Annotated in this window: 17 protein-coding genes, 1 tRNA gene and 1 pseudogene; 8 read left to right on the top strand and 11 right to left on the bottom strand. The window is 61.1% G+C overall.

All coding sequences use genetic code 11. The annotated features are described in order from the left end of the window. Positions 1–7 precede the first annotated feature (7 nt). From X726_RS157410 to X726_RS157420, 3 genes are all read left to right on the top strand, one after another. The gene (locus X726_RS157410) at positions 8–1138 is read left to right on the top strand and encodes a glycosyltransferase (RefSeq protein ID WP_023669389.1); all 1131 of its coding nucleotides are present in this window, start codon (positions 8–10) and stop codon (positions 1136–1138) included. Between the two features lie 85 nt (positions 1139–1223). After that, a complete protein-coding gene (locus tag X726_RS157415) occupies positions 1224–2759 on the top strand; it encodes an undecaprenyl-phosphate glucose phosphotransferase (RefSeq protein ID WP_023669388.1) in 1536 nt (511 codons plus the stop codon). Beyond that, a complete protein-coding gene (locus X726_RS157420; protein ID WP_023669387.1) occupies positions 2756–4120 on the top strand; it encodes an O-antigen ligase family protein in 1365 nt (454 codons plus the stop codon). Before X726_RS157415 ends, X726_RS157420 begins: the two co-directional genes overlap by 4 nt. On the opposite strand, the gene X726_RS157425 is transcribed toward X726_RS157420, so the two are convergent. Further along, entirely contained in the window at positions 4057–5085 is a 1029-nt protein-coding gene (locus X726_RS157425; RefSeq protein ID WP_156940636.1) for a glycosyltransferase, read from the bottom strand. The genes X726_RS157420 and X726_RS157425 overlap by 64 nt on opposite strands. Next, entirely contained in the window at positions 5082–6047 is a 966-nt protein-coding gene (locus tag X726_RS1000000168050; RefSeq protein WP_210164288.1) for a glycosyltransferase, read from the bottom strand. The genes X726_RS157425 and X726_RS1000000168050 overlap by 4 nt, the downstream gene beginning before the upstream one ends. A 248-nt stretch (positions 6048–6295) precedes the next feature. Here X726_RS1000000168050 and X726_RS157430 point away from each other — a divergent pair. Beyond that, a tRNA-Pro gene (locus X726_RS157430) sits at positions 6296–6372 on the top strand. A gap of 82 nt (positions 6373–6454) precedes the next feature. On the opposite strand, the gene X726_RS1000000171615 is transcribed toward X726_RS157430, so the two are convergent. The 3 genes from X726_RS1000000171615 to X726_RS157445 form a co-directional block, all read right to left on the bottom strand. Further along, on the bottom strand, positions 6455–6760 hold the full coding sequence (locus X726_RS1000000171615) for a CatB-related O-acetyltransferase (protein ID WP_050587086.1): 306 nt from the start codon (positions 6758–6760) through the stop codon (positions 6455–6457). A 266-nt stretch (positions 6761–7026) separates the two neighbouring features. After that, positions 7027–7815: a hypothetical protein gene (locus X726_RS157440; protein ID WP_023669383.1), complete on the bottom strand. Its 789-nt coding sequence runs from the start codon at positions 7813–7815 to the stop codon at positions 7027–7029. Between the two features lie 95 nt (positions 7816–7910). Continuing rightward, the gene (locus X726_RS157445) at positions 7911–8369 is read right to left on the bottom strand and encodes a YbaK/EbsC family protein (protein ID WP_023669382.1); all 459 of its coding nucleotides are present in this window, start codon (positions 8367–8369) and stop codon (positions 7911–7913) included. 121 nt (positions 8370–8490) lie between these two features. On the opposite strand from X726_RS157445, the pseudogene X726_RS1000000172365 reads away from it, so the two are divergent. After that, positions 8491–8961: pseudogene (locus tag X726_RS1000000172365) on the top strand (cupin domain-containing protein); the annotation flags it as partial. A gap of 181 nt (positions 8962–9142) precedes the next feature. Here X726_RS1000000172365 and X726_RS157450 read toward each other — a convergent pair. Next, the gene (locus X726_RS157450) at positions 9143–9424 is read right to left on the bottom strand and encodes a helix-turn-helix transcriptional regulator (RefSeq protein WP_023669380.1); all 282 of its coding nucleotides are present in this window, start codon (positions 9422–9424) and stop codon (positions 9143–9145) included. Between the two features lie 296 nt (positions 9425–9720). On the opposite strand from X726_RS157450, the gene X726_RS157455 reads away from it, so the two are divergent. Beyond that, entirely contained in the window at positions 9721–10335 is a 615-nt protein-coding gene (locus tag X726_RS157455) for a hypothetical protein (protein ID WP_023669379.1), read from the top strand. A 161-nt stretch (positions 10336–10496) separates the two neighbouring features. Next, positions 10497–10703: a hypothetical protein gene (locus X726_RS1000000168790; RefSeq protein ID WP_084559020.1), complete on the top strand. Its 207-nt coding sequence runs from the start codon at positions 10497–10499 to the stop codon at positions 10701–10703. A 234-nt stretch (positions 10704–10937) separates the two neighbouring features. On the opposite strand, the gene X726_RS157465 is transcribed toward X726_RS1000000168790, so the two are convergent. Further along, positions 10938–11141, bottom strand: coding sequence for a hypothetical protein (locus X726_RS157465; RefSeq protein WP_023669377.1), 204 nt, complete (start codon positions 11139–11141; stop codon positions 10938–10940). 413 nt (positions 11142–11554) lie between these two features. Between X726_RS157465 and X726_RS157470 the strand changes: the two genes are divergently transcribed. Beyond that, positions 11555–11824, top strand: coding sequence for a hypothetical protein (locus X726_RS157470; protein WP_023669376.1), 270 nt, complete (start codon positions 11555–11557; stop codon positions 11822–11824). Positions 11825–11897: 73 nt separating this feature from the next. Here X726_RS157470 and X726_RS157475 read toward each other — a convergent pair whose 3' ends face one another. The 4 genes from X726_RS157475 to X726_RS157490 all read right to left on the bottom strand — a co-directional run bounded on the left by X726_RS157475 (position 11898) and on the right by X726_RS157490 (position 14362). Beyond that, positions 11898–12200, bottom strand: a complete 303-nt coding sequence (locus X726_RS157475) for a hypothetical protein (RefSeq protein ID WP_023669375.1) — start codon at positions 12198–12200, stop codon at positions 11898–11900. Between the two features lie 85 nt (positions 12201–12285). Then, positions 12286–12828: a MerR family transcriptional regulator gene (locus tag X726_RS157480; RefSeq protein WP_023669374.1), complete on the bottom strand. Its 543-nt coding sequence runs from the start codon at positions 12826–12828 to the stop codon at positions 12286–12288. 134 nt (positions 12829–12962) lie between these two features. Continuing rightward, positions 12963–13286: an integration host factor subunit alpha gene (locus X726_RS157485; RefSeq protein ID WP_006201891.1), complete on the bottom strand. Its 324-nt coding sequence runs from the start codon at positions 13284–13286 to the stop codon at positions 12963–12965. A gap of 104 nt (positions 13287–13390) precedes the next feature. Continuing rightward, positions 13391–14362 carry a beta-ketoacyl-ACP synthase III gene (locus tag X726_RS157490; RefSeq protein ID WP_023669373.1) on the bottom strand — a complete coding sequence of 324 codons (972 nt, stop codon included), beginning with the start codon at positions 14360–14362 and terminating at the stop codon, positions 13391–13393. Between the last annotated feature and the right edge of the window lie 6 nt (positions 14363–14368).

Here is a 14368-nt window from a genome sequence, read left to right as displayed (position 1 = left end):
CATCAACGTGGCGGACCAGCTCAGGATCGTCCACTGCTTTCGCTCACCCGTCGGCGGGATCTTCCGGCATGTGCGCGACCTGACGGAGGCCCAGCTCGCCGCCGGACATGTTGTCGGCATCGTCTGCGATTCGACCACCGGCGGCGAATACGAGGAACGCCTGTTCGACCAGATGAAGGACAGCCTGGCGCTCGGCATCCATCGCACGCCGATGCAGCGCCATGTCGGGCCGGGCGACTTCGCCTCGGCCTGGCGTACCTATCGAATCATCAAGGAATTGCGGCCGGACGTGTTGCACGGGCACGGCGCCAAAGGTGGCGCCTATGCCCGTCTGTTCGGCTCATTGTTGCGGGTATCTAGGTCTCGCGTAGCCCGCCTCTATTCGCCGCATGGCGGCTCCCTCCACTATGACGAAACGACGACGACCGGGAAGCTGTTCTTCGCGCTCGAGCGCTTCATGGCGCGCTTCACCGACTGCCTGCTGTTCGTCTCCGACTATGAGCGGCGCACCTATCGCAAGAAGGTCGGCGAACCGCCTATCCCGAACACGCTGGTCTATAACGGCCTGCGCGCCGCCGAGTTCGAACCGGTGGTCGCACAGCCCGACGCAGCCGACCTGCTCTACATCGGCATGATGCGCGACCTCAAAGGGCCTGACATTTTCATCGAGGCGCTGGTGCTGGCCGGGTCCCAGCTTGAGCGCCGCTTGACCGCGGTCATGGTCGGCGATGGCGACGACCTGCCGCGCTACCATGCGCAGGTGAAACGGCTGGGCCTCGAAAAACAGGTCCGCTTCTTGCCGCCTATGCCAGCCAGGGAGGCATTTTCGCTGGCCGATCTGGTCGTCGTCCCCTCCCGCGCGGAAGCCATGCCCTATATCGTTCTGGAGACGCTAGCGGCCGGCAGGCCGATGATCGCCACGGCCGTCGGCGGCATTCCCGAAATCTTCGGTGAGGGATCCCCTGCCCTGATCCGTCCCGATCCGCGCCAACTCGGCGACAAGGTGGGTGAAGCGCTGCGCGATCTCGACGCCTACCGGCGCGTCATGCCCGATACGGCCAGCCTCAAGGCGCGATTCGGCGCCGATGTGATGGCCGCCGAAATCGAAAAGGCCTATTTCGCCGCACTTAACAGATAGACGACCCTCCAAAACCACAAGTTGTCTCAAGGTTTTTTTAGCTCTCTTTCTGCTATCGTCATCGCGGAAGCTTGTGGGAAACCCGATGAACGAGACCGACCCCACGCGCCGCTTTTCGGCCGATGCGGTGCGCAAATTCGACAGTCCTGCCGAGAGCCCCACGCCCGGCGGCATGAACAGTGTTGCCCGCCAGGTCGCCTCGCAATACCGGCGCGATACGATGTCGCCGGTCATGGTCAGCGGCGTATTGCGCATAGGCGAATTCGGCTTGCTGTTCCTGTCGGGGCTCGCGCTCTACTTCCACTTTGTCGGCTTCTTCAACTATCTCGCCTGGCAATATCCGCTGACCATTGCCGCGGCGTCATTCGTGGCCGTGGTGCTGCTCGACGTCAGCGATTGCTACCAGATCTCCGCCTTGATGCGACCGATCTCCAATCTCGGCCGCGTGCTGATGGTCTGGGCCGGCACCTTCGCGCTGATGGCGCTGACGGCCTTCATCATGAAAATGTCGGAGGATTATTCGCGTCTGCTGTTCGGCACCTGGTTTGTCGTCGGCCTGCTTCTGCTGTTCGGCCTCAGGCTGGTGATGTCGAAGCTGATCCGGCGCTGGGCGCGCAACGGCCGCATGGAACGCCGCGCCGTCATCGTCGGCGGCGGCAAGGCGGCCGAGATGCTGATCCGCTCGGTCGAGAAGCAGCCAGACAACGACATCCGTATCTGCGGCATCTTCGATGACCGCGGCGACAAGCGCTCGCCGCCGATCGTGGCCGGCTATCCCAAGCTCGGCACCATTTCGGAGCTGATGGAATTCGCCCGCATCGCGCGCATCGACATGCTGATCGTGTCGCTGCCGCTGACTGCCGAAACGCGCGTGCTGCAACTGCTGAAGAAGCTGTGGGTGCTGCCGGTCGACATCCGGCTCTCGGCGCATTCCAACGCGCTGCAGTTTCGCCCGCGCGCCTATTCCTACATCGGCTCGGTGCCGATGCTCGACATCTTCGACAGGCCGATCAACGACTGGGATTCGGTCGCCAAGCGCGCCTTCGACATCGTCTTCTCGCTGATCGGCATCATCCTGTTTTCACCGGTGATGCTGGCGACTGCCATCGCCATCAAGCTCGACAGCAAGGGTCCGGTGCTGTTCAAGCAGAAGCGGCACGGCTTCAACAATGAGATCGTCGAAGTCTACAAATTCCGCTCCATGTATACCGACCGCTCCGACCCGACCGCCAAGCAGACGGTGACCAAGAACGATCCGCGCGTCACCCGCGTCGGCCGCTTCATCCGCAAGAGCTCGATCGACGAGCTGCCGCAGTTCTTCAACTCGCTGTTCGGCACGCTGTCACTGGTCGGTCCGCGCCCGCATGCGATTGCCGCGCAGTCGCACAACCTTCTCTACAATGAGGTGGTCGACGGCTATTTCGCCCGCCACAAGGTCAAGCCCGGCGTTACCGGCTGGGCGCAGATCAATGGCTGGCGCGGCGAGATGGACACCAATGAGAAGATCCGCATGCGCACGGAATACGACCTCTATTACATCGAGAACTGGTCGATGCTGTTCGATCTGCGCATCCTGCTCATGACGCCGCTGCGGCTGCTCAACACGGAAAACGCCTATTGAGCGCGATTTCCCATGATGTGCCGAAGGCTGCGGTCAATGCCAAGCTGATCGCGCTGATATCCTCGGGCGCGGTGTTTTTCGGCGTCTTCCTGTCAGGCTTCGTCATCGACGAACCGGCGCCCTACGATCTTTTCATGCTCGGGCTGATCGGGGTGTGGGTGCTGTTTGGCCTGCGCATATCGCGCGCCGCCGTGCCGCTGCTCGTGCTGCTGATCACGATGAACATCGGCGGCATGATTGCCATGACGCAGATGGCCGATCTCGCCAACACACCGCTCTATCTCGCCGTCTCGCTGTTTCTCGCGTTCACCGCGGTGTTCTTCTCGTCGGTGACGGCGGTGCAGCCCGGCCTCTACCGGCTGATCTTCATCGCCTATGTCGTCTCCGCGGTGGTGACCTCGCTGCTCGGCATTGCCGGCTATTTCCACGCTTTCCCGGGCGCTGAAATCTTCACCAGATACGACCGCGCCCAGGGCGCCTTCCAGGATCCGAACGTGTTCGGACCATTCCTGGTGCTGCCCGGCATCTATCTGCTCTATCTCCTGTTGACCGGCTCGATCGCGCGCATGCCGCTTCTGGCGGTGCCGCTGCTGATCATCACCGCTGGCATTTTCTTCTCCTTCTCGCGCGGCGCCTGGGGCATGTTCGCCGTCTCGGCCATCCTGCTCACCGGCGCCCTGTTCCTGCAAAGCAACAGCGGCAAGTTCCGGCTGCGCGTCATCATCATGAGCATTGCCGCCGTCACCCTGCTGGTGGTCGCCATGATCGTCATCCTGCAGCTGCCCGGCGTCGGCGAGATGTTTTCCAGCCGCGCCCAGCTCGAACAGAGCTACGACACGGCGCGCCTTGGCCGCTTTGCCCGCTACACGATCGGCTTCGAGATGGCGCTCGAACATCCGCTCGGCATCGGCCCGCTGGTGTTCGGCACCATTTTCGGCGAAGACACGCACGACATCTGGCTGAAGACGCTGATGGATTATGGCTGGCTCGGCTTCGTCTCGTTCCTGTCGCTGACGCTGTGGACGATCGCGGCCGGCTTCCGCATCCTTTTGCGCGACCGGCCGTGGCAGCCCTATCTGCTCTGCGCCTACGTCGCTTTCATCGGCAATATCGGGCTCGGCACCTTCATCGACATCGACCACTGGCGCCATGTCTACCTGCTGCTCGGCCTGATCTGGGGCGCGATCGCGCTGGAATACAGGCATCAGCGCGGGTTGCGGGCGGTGGCGCAACCGAACCGATGGGAAAGCAGACGGGTTCGAGTGGCCCCGCCCTCGGGACGAATTGCGACCGACGATTATCTCGCGATACCGGTCACCCGCTCGGGATACTGCACTGCCAGCATCGATTTGTCGGCTTGATCGGCGAAGATGGCGCTGACCTTTTCGGCGTCGAATCTCGCCCTGCGTTTGCGCTTCTCGTCGTTCAACAAGATGCCGCTGATGGCATCGAACTTGCGGCCAAAATTCTTCATCAACCCTCTCTTGACCGGCCAGCTGCGGCTGAAGCGTCCTGCCCAGGGGGTGCCTTTCGCCAGGTCGCGATAGACCGCCATGGCGTCGACCTCGACACCGACTGGCCGGGGCTCCCAGGGTTTGCCCCACGCGAAGTGCCGAGCATAGCACCTGCTGAAAGGAATCTGGCTGCTGTAGTTGGTCATCACGTTCCAGAACGGGTGCATCGTCTGCCATCGGCCTTCGAAGGCCACGTTCAATGCGCCCTGATCCATTCCGTAGACATGCTCGGACGCCAGCTGCCGCGTACGCTCCAGAAGCCCCTCAGCCCTGAGCAGGGGCATGTTGAAGAGAAGAACGCCGGCGTTGAATTTCGGCGCTCCAGGCTGCATCGGCAGATGTTGCCTGTACTTTGCATCGAAGTAACTCTGCTCGTCGTGAGCGGCCAGCAACGGTGCATTGAGCGGGGTGTTGCAGAGATCGGCTATCGATCGGTTGAAAAGCACATCGGCGTCTGAATAGGCGATGCGGTCGTATGGCTCGAATTCAGGCAATTGATCGGCAAACAGCCTGATGTAGGTCGCAAGGGTGGGATGCGTTCCACGGTTGAAGTTCGTCGCCTCCATGAATTTCGTCACGTCGATGATGCCGATCCTCCCATCGAGCAAACGCTCGCCGGCAACCCGGTCTTCGGCGGAGATCATGCCAGTGTGCAGGATAAAGCCGTCGACCGGTGCCGAAACATCCAGGACGCGGCGAGCCGCCAGACAGGCAAAGGGGAAGAATTTTTGGTCGGCAGCAAAAAAGAAACATGATCTCTGTTGCATGCTACAATACCCGCCCGTTGACTGTGGCCCGTCGTAGCGGCTCAAGCGAACCCTCCCAGTACTTCTGGGAAACTGACAGCCAGGGCCCCGGAATCAGCTTGCTCCGCATAGATCTTGTGGGTCTTGCGGCCATCATAGTAAGCTCGCCGTTTCTTTCTCTTATCGTTGAGCAGAAGCCCCCGAGCGGCATCGATCCGGCGCCCCAGCCTCTTCAGCACGCCTCGCTCGAATGGAATGCGTTGCCGAAAGCGTTGAAGCCAAGGCGTGTCCTTCGCAAGGTCGCGATAGACCGCCAAGGCGTCGAGCTCTACGCCGACCTGGCTTCCCCATGGCTTGCTGCCTGAAAAATGCCGGGCGTATGCCTGAGAGAATCGATACTCTTTCGTGTAGTTGGACATCAAATTCCAGTTCGGATGCATCGTCTGCCACTTGCCTTCGAAAGCGATGTTTAGCGCGTTCTGGTCGTTCAGCTTTTTCTCGATGGCGACTTGACGGGTATGCTCCAAAAGCGATTGGGCACGCACAGATATCATGTCAAACAGCAGCACGCCCGAATTGAAGTACGGAGCTCCCGGCTGCATCGAGAGCTTCTGCCGATAGGTCGGCAGGAAATACATATAATCATCATGGGCCGCCAGCAGCGGGGCCTGAAGCTTCTGGCCTGTCAGGTCGCCAATGTCTCGGTTGAACAACACGTCGCAGTCCGTGTACGCGATACGATCATAAGCTTCGAATTCAGGTATCTGGTCCGCAAACAGTCGAATGAACGCGGCAATGCCGCTGTCGCGAAATCCGGATCTCACCTTCTCCATGAACGACGAAACGTCGACCAGTTCGACTTGACCCTTGAGCAGGCGCCGCGCCACACGCATGTCATCGTCGCCTGCGCCAACGTAAAGAATGAAGCCTGGCGTCGTCGGCGCCGAGACGTCCAATATTCTGCGCGCTGTCAAGCATGCATACGGAAAATAGCCCCCGTCAGCCGCAAGAAAAAAGCAGGAGTTCACGTCCAATCCTTCTCGTCGCTCGAGCGCGAGCCATATCCCCTTGGTGTTTCATCGACAAGTTGGATGTTGGTGCTCACTATTGAACGTTTGCCTGGATATTTGGGTGCGTCCCACTTTCTCAGCTATCCGCAGAGCCGCCGCGATTCGGCACGCTGTCGCCAAGCGAGGTGATATTCGTTCGGCTCGTTCACATGCGCCGTTTTAGCCCTTGCACCACAACTCTCGAAAATATAAGGCTTTGCGCGGTCCGGAGTGTAGCGCAGCCCGGTAGCGCACTTGACTGGGGGTCAAGGGGTCGTCGGTTCGAATCCGGCCACTCCGACCAAACAACACAGGCGACTAGCTGCTTCCCCCAAAGTGGCCATGCAATTTCTCAGCCCCACTGCAGCGACCAGCAAGATGCGTTCTTACGGTGTCGCACCGGCATGTCGCTCCAAGAAAAATTCGATCGGGCCGGTAAGAAAAGCAGCCTCCTGCTTGATCTTCTCGTCGCTCCATTCCCACCACCGGATCGCCAGCAACTTCCCAATGACATCATCTGAAAAGCGATAGCGGATGAGCTTGGCCGGGACCCCGCCGACGATGGCGTATGGCGGCACATCCCTGGTGACGACGGCCCCGGCCGCTACAATGGCGCCATCGGCGATGTGAATGCCTGGCATGATCAGCGCATCGCGGCCGATCCAAACATCATTGGCAATGGTGATGCCCACGGGTTCGCCACCGTGCTCAGTGGGATCAACTGATTCCATCAAGCGGCTATGGATCGGGAATGTGGTTGCAGCCCAGGGCGTGTGACTTCCCCCCGAACACTCAAAGCTGACATTGCCGGCCACCGAACAAAACGCCCCTATGGTCAACGGAGTGGCGGCAGACGTTCCAAACACCTTCCTCCGGCTCACCCCATAGGTGTGACGTCCGAGGATCACGCTTGAGGGCAGCCTGGACCGAAACGGATTCCTCATGCATAGCCACCCCGTCACAGTGACTTCCTATGCTTCTGATGCCATAAATCCAAGGGCGTCCGCCACAGACGATATCTACCGGCCTTTGCAACCTGCTGGCCGACTGGCACCGAGCCGTAAGCATTAAAGAACGCATGTACGCGCGGCTCAGCGAACTGCTTTTTGCCTCGGGTGTTGTAGTGCCGGATCGGCAGGCGATGCGGGCTGATGGTTCGGCCGTTTTGAGAAAGGGCTACCCCGAGGCAAAACTGCTCCGGCGCCCATGTGTCGGTCACCTCATGAACCACCTTGATAGCGGCGAAAGCGTCAACCATAGCACTGAGGCTTTCTCGGTGAATTCCAACGATGCCGCTGTTCCACATCGGCTCCTGGCCGGTCAAAACCTGGCCACCGATGCTGATGTTCTTGCCCGGCAGCGCACGTTGATAGATGCGGTGCTTCCCTTCGCACAGGCGCATGATGGAGTGGATCGCAGAAATCGAGTGGAAGCCCTTCGACGGGTCACCCACCGGGTACATGTCGGTGTCCATGAAAAGCAGCCGATCAGCTCGCCGCAAAAGCTCACGCATCGTCCCGGCCTTGATGCCGAAATGATAGCTTCCACCGAAAGACCACTGCTCTTTCTGTTCGGTCGTTATAAGCATTGTCTCAATGGGATAACCGCGAAAGAGTTCAGGCCTGTCCGTTGCGACAGTTATTCTGGCGGTCGGGCAATGGTGCAAAAGCTTGAGGGCGCTGAGCAGCGCGCCGCGATGGTAAAGCTCGTTCTCACCATAGGCGATGTAACCAAAAACGTCGTTCATTCCGCCACGTATAATGGGTCGTTCAATCTTCTACTAGCTGCGCTCGCAGTCGTTTTGCTCCCAGAAATCTCCTGCTGAAATCAGCCGACGATTCGCTACTGGCACACATCGACCCATTCGGCGCCGACAATCTGTGCCATGCGCTGCGGGCTGAGCCTTACAGCGGCGTTGGTGGCGCCGGCCGCGGGCACGACTTCATCGAAGGCGCGCAGCGAGACGTCGCAATAGACCGGCAGCGGCGCCGGCAGGCCGAATGGGCAGACGCCGCCGACGGGATGGCTGGTAATCGCGACAACCTCGTCGGCGTCAAGCATGCGCGGCTTGCCGCCGAAACGGTCCTTGAATTTGCGGTTGTCGAGCCTCGACATGCCGCCGGCCACGATCAGCATGGTCTCACCGCCGACGCGCAGGCAGATGGTCTTGGCGATCTGCGCCGGCTCCACGCCATGCGCCTCAGCCGCCAGCGCCACCGTCGCGGAACTCGCTTCGGTGACGAGCACTTCGACATCGGGCGCATGGGCAGCCAGGAAGGCGCGCACGGATTCAAGGCTCATCTCGGCATTGTCCCATTCGAAAACGGTTAGCGTTCACACTGGATAGCTTCACGCTCGGTCGGCGGCAACCTCCCCGCCCCTCGACGGCTGCAGCGGTACCAGGCCGGGCGGGTCGCGCCGCATGTCAGCAACACAAGGCGCATCCCCCGTGCGGGAGATGTGTTCGGGCTGCTGCATTGGTAGGTCGCAATGGATCAGGGCCGGCGCTGATGCTGTGCTCCCACGACCAACCGGAGAGATCATCATGCTCAAGCTCGCCTCGGCTCTGGCGCTGCTGCTTATCGGGACGGCACCGCTGCTTGCCGACGACATGCCGATAAACGCGAACGCCATCAAATGGGGCCCTGCTCCTGCTGTGCTGCCCGCCGGCGCGGACGTGGCTGTCATCGCCGGGGACCCCTCGAAGGACGGCATCTACGTGCTGCGGTTGAAGCTGCCGGCCGGCTACAGGATTGCCGCGCACAACCATCCCACCTCGGAATATGTGACGGTGATTTCCGGCAATTTTCATATCGGCATGGGCGACAAGCTCGACGAGACCAAGGGCATCGAACTGACCGCCGGCGGCTTCGGCGTAGCCCCACAGGGAATGAACCATTACGCCTGGACGACAAGCGCTACGATCGTCCAGGTTCATGGCGAGGGGCCGTTCGCGATCCCTACGTCAACCCGGCGGACGATCCGAGCAAGAAGTGACATTCGCCGTTGGGCGAATGCAACAAGCCCGCCAGGGCAAACCATGGCGGGCTTGTTGAACGACGCTTGGCCGTTGTTTATGAAACGGACCGGTTTTCCACAGGCGCCGTGGGCGCCGGGGCATCGATCAGGGCCGTTTCCGGCAATTGCAATGCTGCGGCGATCCGACGAAGTTTCGTCGAATCGGTGTCCTTGCCGCTCTCTATGTCGGCAATCTCGCTGGTCGACAGACCGCAGGTCAGGGAAAGCTCTTCAATACTGTATCCCTTTGTCTCCCGGATGGCTTTGAGGCCGGGGTGCTCGAGCGCAACGTCGGCCGCCAGCCTGGAGAAGGGTTCGTGTTTTGCAGTTTGGGGCATTGGCAACTCCATGGGGCTAAAGAGTTTTGGATCAAATGATAGGGTGTTGCCTGAGAGCCGGGACAATGCCCGCTTGACGGCGATTTGCCAAGGCCCAAACCGACCGTCACAGCATCGTGAACCGGCGTCAAAACCGCAGGCGCCAGGGCACATATAGGATCTCCGCCCCGATCTCCCAATCAAGTTCTTTTGAAGGGCCGCAGGCCGAAGTGTTCAGCGGTTTTGCGCCGCTCGCGCGTTAGCCTGATGTTGCTGGCAGCCGCATCGGGCCAGCTTTTCCCAAGAGGATCAGATCCATGACATTCAAGACATCAGCCATCGTGCTCGCCACGATTTCAGGCCTCGCTGGCGCGAGCATGGTCGCGGCGCAAGCCGCCGAGGCCGTGCGCATTCGCGGCACGGTGACCGCCTTTGCCGGAGCGACGCTGACGGTGAAGACCCGCGAAGGCGCTACCGACGCCATCGCGCTGGCTGAAGGGTGGAAGATTTCCGGCGTCGCCAAGGCGGATGCCGGGGATATCAAGCAAGGCGATTTCCTCGGCATTGCCTCTGTTTCGAAGGCCGATGGCGGCAGCGGCGCGCTCGAGGTGGTGATCTTCCCGGCCGCGCTGAAGGGCGCCGGCGAAGGCGACCGCCCGTGGGATCTCGAGCCCAACAGCCGGATGACCAACGGCACGGTCGCCGATGTCACCGAGATTGCAGGTCGCACGGTGACGCTGACCTACGACAATGGCCAGAAAAAGCAGATCGCGATCCCGCAGACGACGCCGGTGGTGACCTTCGCGCCGGCGACGCCCGCCGACCTCAAGCCTGGCGCTGTGGTGTTCGTCAACGCCGAGCGCGGCAGTGACGGCAAGCTGACCGCGGGCCGGGTCGTTGTCGGCACAAACGGCGTCATTCCGCCGATGTAAGTTGCCGACGAAGCCGCCAGACACAATCCAGAAACAAAATTCTACAGTCCGGAAAAACTGTCGAAAAGTTCGGAGGCGATAGTCATGACTGCGGGGTTCACCGGCACCGATCTTGCTCGGTGACGGCCAAATTCAGCCCGCGCAGAAAAGGAAACGAAGTCATGAAGAAGTCCCTCCTGTCGGCTCTCGGGCTGGCTTTTGCCCTGGCTGTCTCTCTGCCGCTCATCGGCGCCAGCAGCGCCGACGCAGCACCGCTGCACAAGAAGCATCACCACCATCATCATCATCACAACAAGCATCACCGCCATCACCATCACCATCACCACCACCACCACCACCACAAGAAGGTGGAGGCCAAGAAGGCCTGACACGGCCGACTTGCCCAACGGGAAGGCTGGCCCTGGAGTCCTCGCCAAGGCCGCCTTCCCGTTGGTTTTTGCCAGGCGACACGTGGAAAAGCTGAAGGCAGGATTCGATGGCGCCGATGCGCCAGAACGCGAGCAACCACAGCGCACCCCAACGAACGTATCAGGCGCAAGGCCGACAACACAGCGGTTGCCAGTTGCAGGACACCACGGGTCTCTCAATGCTGTCGGAACCCGCTAGGACGGCGCCGCGAACGCGAGCACTATTGCGATCAAAATCAAAAGCGGTCCCATCCATTTGAAATGCTTCGCGACCTGCAGCCACCATGGCTGCTGACCTTTCTGGGCCTGAAAAGGACTTTGGAGCAGCCCAAAACCAACGCCTGTCATCCACAGCCCAGCGCAGAACATGATGAACTCGTCGATGTAATTTGCGACCACGCCCGTCTCCTCCGCCGGTACCTTTGGACTGGCGTTATAGTCGCAGCCGGGAGTGGCAGAAAGCGCGGTGCCAAGTGGCGGCAATGACTGCTGCCGCCACCTGACAAGAGCCGGGCGCGGACTAGGTCTTGGCCGGCCATTTGGGCACGCCACGGTGTGACCTTCGCATGGGATGCCGCGCCGCTACCTCAGCGGCCTTCACGCGAAAATGCATGATCGATGCCGCCCCCGCCAGGCGCCGTCCGTTGGCGAAGGCTAAAAATCGACGTCGCGAAAAAACGCGAAGAAAATTCGAACCACGCATGAACCTTTGCTTTGGAGGCCGCACTAACCGGCATGGACGCCGAGAAGGCGATCCCAACACAGAAGGACGCCATGGTGGCGATCCTCGATCCAGAGAAGGAAATGCTCAAATGACCAACTTCAAGCGCATCACGCTCGCCGCGGCCCTCATCGTCTCGGCCTTCGGTTCGGCTTCCGTTCCGACCTCGGCTTTCGCCAACGGCACGCATCCCACGGGCGACGGCGGCGCGGTTTGCAAGGGCTCCGGTCATTGCCTGGTGCTCTCGATCGAGTGCAAAGGCACCTATACCGACGCCACGGACAAGAATGGCACTGTCTATGGCAAGTGCAGCCAGACCGCGCAGGTTTCGCCGCAGGCCAAGATCAAGCTCGCCAAGTAATCGGCCGCAGATCAGGGAAATGGCGGTCGTCCGCGGGACGGCCGCCATTTTCTTTTTGTTTTCGTGAATTGTTTTAGCGCCGGCTGAGCAACAGGCTGGCGAGAAGGCCGACCACGACCAACCCAACAGCAGCGGCTGTTGCCGGACGATCGCGCGCCGTCTTTTCGATCGCCCTGCCCTGCTTCCTGATCGCCGGCAGCGCATCGCTGACAAGGTCGGCAAGCTGCCCATAATAGTCCGAAGCGGCATCGCGCCCGTCCTCGTAGTAAGCACCGCCGCGTTTGGCCACGACTTTGCGCAACGCGGCGAGCTCTTTGGAAAGGGTCGCGACCTGCTTTTCGAGATCGAGATCGGAGAGGGTCGAAAGCGATACCATGATTGTTTTTCCTTCTTTTGAGAGAAGGCCAAACGCATGGCCGCAGAACCGGTTCCGGTCTGCTTGCCCGAGGGCAGCGGAAAGGTTAGCGCACCTGGTCGAGCAGGCGCTTGCACTCCAGGAGGTCAAACAGCGCCTCCTGCAGCAAGGCCCGGTTGTCGCGCGACAGTTTCGATGCGCCGGGCTGGACCGGACCTTCCTCCTCGGTCTTGCCCAGGCCGAAAAAGCGGCGGCTGGGTTTTACCTTGGGCTGGCCGACCAGCATCTCGTCATCCATGCCGCGCGGCTGGGCGGCTGGCGTCAGCGGCACCTGATCGGCCTGCCTGCGCTGCGAGATCGCTTCGACGGCAGCCATGTCGCCATTGCCGATGGCGACCAGGAAATGGTTGCCGTTCTCGCGCAGCAGTTTCTGCACGCCCTTGATCGTGTAACCCTGGTCGTAGAGCATGTGGCGGATGCCCTTGATCAGTTCGACATCCTGCGGCCGGTAGTAGCGGCGGCCGCCGCCGCGCTTCATCGGCTTGATCTGGTTGAAACGGGTTTCCCAGAAGCGCAGCACGTGCTGCGGCAGATCGAGATCCTCCGCGACCTCGCTGATGGTGCGGAAAGCGTCGGGGCTCTTGTCCATGGGCGAAATCCTCACGCTGGACGGCGATCCGGCCCAGTCTGCCGAATCGGGTATCATTTCAGCGGTTTATGAAACAATATTCAAGCCCGGCGTCAAAACGGCCCGGCGTTTTCAACCGAAGCCTGCGGCAGAACCTATTTGCCGCCCTTGGCCTTGCTGTTCTGGTGCGAGCGCAGGATACGGCTTTTCAGCACGTTCGACGACTTGAAGGTCATCACCCGGCGCGGCAGGATCGGCACTTCCTCGCCGGTCTTGGGATTGCGGCCGATGCGTTCGTTCTTGGAACGGACGTGGAAGGTGGCGAAGGACGACAGCTTCACCGTCTCGCCGCGTACGATGGCTTCGCAGATTTCGTCCAGCACCGCCTCGACGAGTTCTGCCGATTCAGTGCGTGACAAGCCGACCTTACGGTAAACAGCTTCGGCAAGGTCGGCGCGCGTAAGTGTCTTTCCCCCCATGCGACCGTCCCATCAGTTCAAAAAACATAAATCGATACAGGTAAAGGCAGAGCCTAAGTAATTGATCCGGCAAGGTCAAGGACCGAAACCGGACCGTTCGGCACTTACCAGCGAACGAGAACCGCGCCCCAGGTGAAGCCGCCGCCCATCGCTTCCAGGAGCACGAGATCACCCTTCTTGATGCGACCGTCGGCGACGGCCACCGAAAGCGCCAGCGGCACGGAAGCAGCCGAGGTGTTACCGTGCAAATCGACGGTGACCACCACCTTTTGCTCAGCAATCCCGAGCTTCTTGGCCGAAGCGTCAATAATGCGTTTATTGGCCTGATGCGGCACGAACCAGTCGAGGTCGTCGGCGGTTATGCCGGCCTGCGAAAACGTCGCCTCGATGACGTCGGTGATCATGCCGACGGCGTGCTTGAACACTTCGCGACCTTCCATCCTGAGATGGCCGACCGTGCCGGTGGTCGAGGGACCGCCATCGACGAAAAGCTTGTCCTTGTGGGCGCCGTCGGAGCGCAGGCTCATCGCCAGCACGCCACGGTCGGCAATGCCGCCGGTGCCCTCATCCGCTTCCAGCACCAGCGCGCCGGCGCCGTCGCCGAACAAGACGCAGGTCGAGCGGTCGCTCCAGTCGAGGATGCGCGAAAAGGTCTCCGCGCCGATCACCAGCACGCGCTTGGCGAGGCCGCCTCTGATGTAGAGGTCGGCGGTGGTCACCGCATAGACGAAGCCCGAGCACACCGCCTGCAGGTCGAAGGCAAAGCCGTGATGCATGCCGAGCCGGTTCTGGATCTCGACGGCGGTCGCCGGAAAGGTGTTGTTGGGCGTCGAGGTCGCCAGCACGATCAGGTCGATGTCGGCAGGCGTAAGACCAGCATTGTCGAGCGCTGCGCGCGCCGCCGCCTCGCCCAGCGACGCCGTCGTCTCGTCATCAGCGGAGATATGACGCTGGCGGATGCCGGTGCGCTGGGCGATCCACTCGTCCGAGGTCTCGACCATGCCTTCGAAATCGGCATTCTTCATGATGCGGCGGGGCAGCGCAGCACCGGTGCCGCGCACGACTGATCTGATCAAAGCTCT

Origin of the sequence: Mesorhizobium sp. LSJC285A00 (genome assembly GCF_000503155.1) — a bacterium.
In the GTDB taxonomy this organism is placed as follows: Bacteria; Pseudomonadota; Alphaproteobacteria; order Rhizobiales; family Rhizobiaceae; genus Mesorhizobium.
Note: the sequence above shows the minus strand (reverse complement) of the source record. Positions and strands in the feature narration are given on the sequence as shown.